Here is a 6979-nt window from a genome sequence, read left to right as displayed (position 1 = left end):
CCCTCGACCTCTAGCGTGACAGGCTAGCATTCTAACCAGCTGAACTACCGAGCCGTAAAATAAAAAGACTTTTTGGTGACCCCTAGGAGAATCGAACTCCTGTTTTCGCCGTGAGAGGGCGACGTCTTAACCGCTTGACCAAGGGGCCTTATCAACAGTCCTTTTATATTATACATGAAAAAAATGTAAATGCAAGCATTTTTTTTATTTTGAGGATTTTTTTTGTTTAGTTTTTGAAATATGCTTTTAAAAAGGGTTATTTATTGTTGTATTTTTTGTTAATAGAGGAAAGGGATGAGGGAAGTATGTTTTTTATTTATATAATTTAAATACAATATTGTAATGATTGTTTTTTAATGATATAATCATCATGCAAACCCAAAGAGGTTTCTGAAGGTGAGCGACAAATCAATTTTAACTCTAAGCCTAAAGTGATAATCTAAGGGTGAAGAATAAATTATATAATATTATTATGTATTTTATCTCATGCTTTAGGCATGGGATTTTTATTTGGAGGTATTTTTGAAGAAGGTTATAGATAAACTTTATAATCAAAAATCATTGTCAAAAGATGAATTTATATATTTACTGGATAATATAGACGATAAAAACAGCGAGTATCTTTTTTCTTTGGCTAGAGAAAGAAGAAAAGAATTTTACGGAAATGATATTTATATAAGAGGTCTTATAGAGTTTACAAACTACTGTAAAAACGATTGTTATTACTGCGGTATAAGGTGTTCAAATTCTAAGACCGAAAGATACCGCTTGTCGAAAGAAGATATCCTTAACTGTGCAGAAGAAGGTTATAAACTGGGGTTTAGGACTTTTGTTCTTCAAGGAGGGGAAGACCCTTATTTTACCGATGAAAGAATGGTTGAAATAATTTCTTCTTTAAAGGAGAGATATCCCGATTGTGCACTGACTTTATCTGTCGGTGAAAAAAGTTATGAGAGTTATAAAAAATATTTTGATGCGGGAGCTGACAGATATCTGCTTCGTCATGAAAGCGCAGACGGTGAACACTACTCAAAGCTACATCCTAAGGATTTATCTTTGGATAATCGTAAGAGATGTCTTTATGATTTGAAAAAGATAGGATATCAGGTGGGTACGGGCATTATGGTTGGATCGCCTTATCAAAATAGCGCTAACGTAGCAGATGATTTGATTTTTATTAAAAAACTAAATCCTCATATGGTTGGGATAGGTCCTTTTATTCCTCATAAAGATACTCCATTTAGGGATAAAGATAAAGGCAGTCTTAAACTTACATTGATTCTTTTGGGAATAATACGTTTAATGATTCCGCCGGTTCTGCTTCCTTCGACTACTGCTTTGTCAACTATAGATAAAGAAGGAAGAGAGAAGGGGATTTTGGCGGGAGCGAATGTTATAATGCCAAACCTATCTCCTGTAAGCGTGAGGGAAAAATACATGCTTTATGACAACAAGGCAAATACCGGTCAAGAAGCTGCGGAAAGCCTTGAAATTTTGAAAAACAGTATGAAAAAGATAGGTTACGATATTGTGTCTGACAGAGGAGACAGTTTGGTAAAATAATTTTTTGATAAAAAATACATTTTAAATGAGTTAAAATATAATTTGCGAATATTACGGAAATTAAATTATATATTCTGTATAAAATCAATTGAGAAAAGGAGATAATACTATGAATATAAAATATGATATTATGTCACCAAAAGCGGAAGAGTTTATAAACAACGATGAGATTTTAGATACTCTTAAATATGCAGAGGAAAATAAACATAACGAAAAGCTGATTGATGAAATTCTTGAAAAAGCAAGGAAGAAAAAAGGTCTTTCTCACAGAGAGGCTACTGTTTTGCTTGATTGTGATATAGCAGAAAAAAATGAGGAAATATTTAAGCTTGCAAAGGAAATAAAAGAAGAATTTTATGGAAACAGGATAGTTACTTTTGCTCCTTTATACTTATCAAACTACTGTGTAAACGGATGTACGTATTGTCCTTATCATTATAAAAACAAGCATATATGCAGGAAGAAGCTTACGCAGGAAGAAATAAAAAGAGAAGTGATAGCTTTGCAAGATTTGGGGCATAAAAGGCTTGCAATAGAATCGGGGGAGGACCCTGTAAACAATCCTATAGAATATATTCTTGAAAGTATAAAGACCATATATTCGATAAAGCACAAGAACGGTTCGATAAGAAGAGTAAATGTAAATATAGCGGCTACTACGGTTGAAAACTACAGAAAATTAAAGGAAGCGGGAATCGGAACGTATATTTTATTCCAAGAAACATATAACAAAGAAGCCTATGAACAGCTTCATCCGACCGGACCAAAGCATAATTATGCTTATCATACGGAAGCTATGGACAGAGCCATGGACGGAGGTATAGACGATGTGGGGATAGGTGTTTTGTTCGGACTTAATCTGTACAGATATGATTTTACGGGTATTCTTATGCATGCAGAACATTTGGAAGCGTACAAAGGGGTAGGACCTCATACGATTTCGGTTCCGAGACTCAGAAGAGCGGATGACATAGACCCTGACGACTTCGATAACGGGATTGATGATGATACATTTGCGAAAATAGTTGCGTGTTTAAGGATTGCCGTTCCGTATACAGGGATGATTATTTCTACCAGAGAAAGTAAGGAATGCAGAGAAAAAGTTCTTAATTTGGGAATATCTCAAATAAGCGGAGGCAGTAAAACAAGTGTGGGCGGATATGCGGACGATGAACCGGAAGAGGAAAATTCGGCGCAGTTTGAACTGAGCGACAACAGACCGTTGGACGAAGTCGTGGACTGGTTAATCGGAATGGATTATATACCTAGTTTTTGTACTGCATGTTACAGAGAAGGCAGGACAGGAGACAGATTTATGCAGCTTGTTAAGAGCAAACAAATTGCAAACTGTTGTCAGCCAAATGCAATAATGACTCTTGCAGAGTATTTGGAAGATTATGCCAGTGAAAAGACCAAGAAAGACGGATATGAATTGATAGAAAGAGAAATGAAAAAGATTCCGAGCGAAAAAATGAGAGAAGTCGTAAGGAAGAATGTTGAAAATATTAAAAACGGACAACGTGATTTCAGGGTATAGGTGAGATTTATGGGACTTAACGATACACCTAAAGGAGAAAGGATTCATATAGGAATATTCGGAAAAAGAAATGCCGGAAAATCGAGTATTATAAATGCCATTACGGGACAAAACTTATCCATAGTATCCGACATAAAAGGAACCACTACCGATCCGGTGAGCAAAGGGATGGAATTGCTTCCTTTGGGGCCCGTTATGATAACTGACACTCCCGGTCTTGATGATGAAGGAATCCTGGGAAAGAAGAGGATAGAAAAGGCTTATCAGGTATTGGATAAAACCGATATTGCTTTACTTGTTGTAGACAGTTTGATTGGAATACAGGAAGAAGACGATTTGATTTTGAATAGGATAAAAGAAAAAGGTATTCCTTATATAACAGTAATGAATAAATCCGAGTCTTTGAATATAAGTGAAGATAATAATACTGATAATGTAATATATGTCAGTGCTCTTACAGGTAAAAATATAGAAAATCTAAAAGAACTGATATCAAAAAAAGCTTTCAAAGAGGACAGCAAAGTAATTGTTTCAGATCTTATACATGAATCGGACAAGGTTATTTTGGTTATACCAATCGATAAGGCTGCACCGAAAGGACGTCTTATTCTTCCTCAGCAACAGACAATAAGAGATATTTTGGATAAGGGTGCCGTTGCCGTTATGTGCAAAGAGGATGAGCTTAAAAATACGATTTTGTCGATGAAAGAAAAGCCTTCTCTTGTAATTACAGATTCTCAGGTTTTTAAAAGGGTAAATGAGGATACTCCAAAAGATACACCTCTTACTTCTTTTTCTGTTTTGTTTGCCAGGTATAAAGGAGAAATCGACATTTTAATTGACGGGGTCAGAAAAGTAAAAGAACTCAAAGACGGAGATGTGATTCTTATAAGCGAGGGATGTACTCATCACAGGCAGTGCGGAGACATAGGAAGTGAAAAAATACCAAAGATGTTAAAAAAATTCACGGGTAAAGAACTTAACTTTGAATTTTCGAGTGGGGGAGAATTCCCGACGGATTTAAGTAAATATTCTTTGATTGTCCACTGCGGAGGGTGCATGTTAAATGAGAGAGAGATGAAACACAGAATTCATTTTGCGGTAAATGAGGGGAAAAAAATCGTAAATTACGGTATTTTGCTTGCTTATTTAAACGGTATTTTAAGCAGGGCAGTTAAGCCTCTCGGAATAGAGATATAAAAATCAGCTTGGTATAACGTAACAGAACGTCTTTGTTTTGGTATTCTTATATACCGGTATGTTTTAAGAAAGTGCAGAGGTTAATACTCACTGTTTTATTTCGTTAAAATATATTTTATACGAATTGTATGATTGAAATAAAATCGGATTGCGGTTATAATAATACAAAAATTTGATAAATATAATAAATATTACATTGCAAAGGATTTTAGCCATATGTATGAATTACTGCCAAAGAGCGAAAGTAAAAAAAGAATAGATAAATTATTAACCAAGATGGATCAGACCGGAAAGTGGGATAATGTAATTATAGTAAACAGGATACATCAGTACTATTTTACCGGGACTATGCAGGACGGTATTCTGATTCTCAATAACAAAACCAGAAGTATGTACTTATTTGTAAGGAGAGATTACGAAAGAGCTCTTTTGGAATCATCGATAGAAAACATTTATAAAATACGTTCATATAGGGATATTACAAAACACCTGGGGAGAAATCTCGGAGATGTTTATATTGAGATGTCGCAGGTGAGTATGCTTATGATGAATCGATTGAAAAAGTATCTCGATATTGAAGCCATTTTTGACGTCGACAGGATTTTGGATAAAATTTTGAGTGTAAAGAGTGAGTATGAGATAGATTGTCTTAAGCATTGCGGAGCAATTCACGGAAAATTGTTTAATGATATTATCCCTGAAATATTAAAAGAAGGACTCAGCGAATTTGAATTTCAGGGGGTATTGTATAATGAAAAAATAAAGCTGGGCTCTCAGGGGGTAGTAAGATTTCATGATCCTTTTAACGAGGTTGCTTTGGGACAGTTTGGTTTTGGGATAAACTCTTTGAGCAATACGAGTCATGACGGTCCCGGAGGAATGCAGGGGTTGAGTTCTGTTATACCTATTGTCGGAGGAGAATACAGGCTTAAAAAAGGAGATTTGGTTTTTGTTGATACATCACCTATTTTCAAAGGTTATCAGACGGATAAAACTCAGATTTACAATTTTATGGGAAGTATAACGACTGAAGAGAGAGAGCTTCATCATGAGTGTATGGAGATTTTGAATAAGGTAAAATCTCTTTTACGCCCCGGAAATCTTCCAAGCGAGATATACAACGATGTCATGAATAATGTATCGGATAATTTAAAAAAGAATTTTATGGGGTATAAAAACAGAAAAGTGTCTTTCTTGGGACACGGAGTAGGGTTATTCCTGGATGGATTTCCCGTTATTGCAAATGGTTTTGACGAGCCTATTGAGGAAAATACCGTGATGGCGGTTGAGCCAAAATGCGGTGTCGAAAACAGAGGTGTTGTGGGCGTTGAGGAAACATTTATTATAGGAAAAGAAGAAACCGAGTGCATAACCGGCGGTGCAAGAGATATTATAGATATATGTTAAGTAAAAAACGGCATTAAATATGCTGTTTTTTTATGCGTACTAAATATTGTATATAATATATAATACTATATACAATATATGATATAAATAATGTCGTTTTTTGAGAAAAAAAGTTTGAAAAATCCTCTAAATTTAGTAAAATGAGTATAGTAGACTATAGGAGGATGGTTTAATGGATGTAGAAAAGAATATAAAGGATTTAATCGGATATGATGAAGAAGTCGGCAATAGTATCTTAAAGGAATATGAGAGACAGTGCAGAAACATAGAGCTTATAGCTTCTGAAAATGTAGTTTCTCCTGCTGTTATGTCGGCTATGGGTACGGTTCTTACTAACAAGTATGCAGAAGGTTATCCGGGCAAGAGATATTACGGCGGATGTGAATGTGTGGATGAAACGGAAAGAATAGCGATTGAAAGAGTATGTAAACTGTTTGGGGCAAAGTACGCAAATGTTCAGCCTCATTCCGGAGCGCAGGCAAATATGGCTGTATACCAGGCTCTTTGTGATGTAGGAGATACGGTTATGGGAATGAGTCTTGACAACGGAGGACATTTGACTCACGGTTCGCCTGTTAATCAGTCAGGGCTTTTGTATAATATGGTGTCTTACGGAGTTTGTGACAAAACCCATATGATAGATTATGATGAAGTAAGGGATTTGGCAAAAAAAGAAAAGCCTAAAATGATCATTGCCGGAGCTTCGGCTTATCCAAGAGAAATAAGGTTTGATATATTCAGAGAAATAGCGGATGAAGTGGGGGCTTATTTGTTTGTGGATATGGCTCATATTGCAGGTCTTGTTGCGGGAGGATGTCACATGAACCCCGTGGAATATGCTCATGTTGTTACAACAACTACGCATAAAACACTCAGAGGCCCTAGAGGTGGGGTTATTTTGACGAATGACGAAGAGCTTATAAAGAAATTTAACAAGGCAATTTTTCCGGGTACTCAAGGCGGGCCTCTTATGCATATTATAGCTTCTAAGGCAGTGTGCTTTGGAGAGGCATTGAAGCCTGAATTTAAAGAGTATGCAAAACAGGTTGTAAAAAATGCGTCTGTTCTTGCGGATGAGCTGATGTCAAGAGGTATAGATCTTGTTTCGGGGGGCACGGATAATCATTTGATGCTTGCAGATTTAAGAAAAACGGGCGTTACGGGAAAAGATCTTCAAAACAGGCTTGATGAAGTGTATATAACGGTAAATAAGAATACAGTGCCTAACGACCCAGAGAGTCCTTTTGTTACAAGCGGAGTCAGAATAGGAAC

General features: G+C 36.0%; 5 protein-coding genes and 1 tRNA gene. 5 read left to right on the top strand and 1 reads right to left on the bottom strand.

The window, feature by feature from the left end:
- Positions 1-73: 73 nt before the first annotated feature.
- Positions 74-148: transfer RNA gene (locus QZ357_RS09575), tRNA-Glu, on the bottom strand.
- Positions 149-522: 374 nt separating this feature from the next.
- Here QZ357_RS09575 and hydE point away from each other — a divergent pair.
- From hydE to glyA, 5 genes are all read left to right on the top strand, one after another.
- A complete protein-coding gene (gene hydE / locus QZ357_RS09570; protein WP_290776553.1) occupies positions 523-1563 on the top strand; it encodes a [FeFe] hydrogenase H-cluster radical SAM maturase HydE in 1041 nt (346 codons plus the stop codon).
- Positions 1564-1672: 109 nt separating this feature from the next.
- Positions 1673-3100, top strand: coding sequence for a [FeFe] hydrogenase H-cluster radical SAM maturase HydG (gene hydG / locus QZ357_RS09565; protein WP_290776550.1), 1428 nt, complete (start codon positions 1673-1675; stop codon positions 3098-3100).
- A gap of 9 nt (positions 3101-3109) precedes the next feature.
- Complete coding sequence (hydF, locus tag QZ357_RS09560; RefSeq protein WP_290776549.1) at positions 3110-4300, top strand: [FeFe] hydrogenase H-cluster maturation GTPase HydF; 1191 nt, start codon at positions 3110-3112, stop codon at positions 4298-4300.
- Between the two features lie 216 nt (positions 4301-4516).
- Positions 4517-5707: a M24 family metallopeptidase gene (locus QZ357_RS09555; RefSeq protein WP_290776547.1), complete on the top strand. Its 1191-nt coding sequence runs from the start codon at positions 4517-4519 to the stop codon at positions 5705-5707.
- Positions 5708-5879: 172 nt separating this feature from the next.
- Positions 5880-6979, top strand: a 1100-nt coding sequence (gene glyA / locus QZ357_RS09550; RefSeq protein ID WP_290776545.1) for a serine hydroxymethyltransferase, incomplete at its 3' end; no start/stop codon positions are given.

The organism is Anaerofustis sp. (genome assembly GCF_019420015.1).
Classification (GTDB): Bacteria; Bacillota; Clostridia; order Eubacteriales; family Anaerofustaceae; genus Anaerofustis.
This window is presented reverse-complemented; position numbering and strand designations above follow the sequence as displayed.